At 73.4% G+C, this 290-nt stretch carries 1 pseudogene; it reads right to left on the bottom strand.

Annotated features, from left to right (window positions below):
- Positions 1–18: 18 nt before the first annotated feature.
- A pseudogene (locus tag NVV99_RS26465) lies at positions 19–290 on the bottom strand (HAD family hydrolase); the annotation flags it as partial.

The raw sequence follows: 290 nt of genomic DNA, 5'->3' as shown, positions 1-290 counted from the left end.
GACCGGGCACCTTCTACTCTACGAAGCGACCGGAAGACGATCGGATCGGGCGCACCAGGCGCGGATCTCCTCCCCGGCGGTGACGCCCGCGGCGTCGGTCACCGAGACGGTCGGGTGGCGCCAGTCCCTCAGTTCGAGTTCGCCGTGGCGAGGCCGGATCGCGGCGTCGGCGGCCTTCAGCCTCTCCGCATCGAGCGCACCGTCACCCGCGGCGAAGACCGGGGCGTCGTCGGTAAGCCCCCCGCGGTCTCGGAGCCGGCGGTGCACCTCGGCCACCGCGCGGCTCTTGC

Source organism: Rhodococcus sp. PAE-6 (genome assembly GCF_025290685.1).
Classification (GTDB): Bacteria; Actinomycetota; Actinomycetes; order Mycobacteriales; family Mycobacteriaceae; genus Rhodococcus; species Rhodococcus pyridinivorans.
The sequence above is the reverse complement of the archived record's forward strand: the minus strand, read 5'-3'. Positions and strand labels throughout refer to the sequence as shown.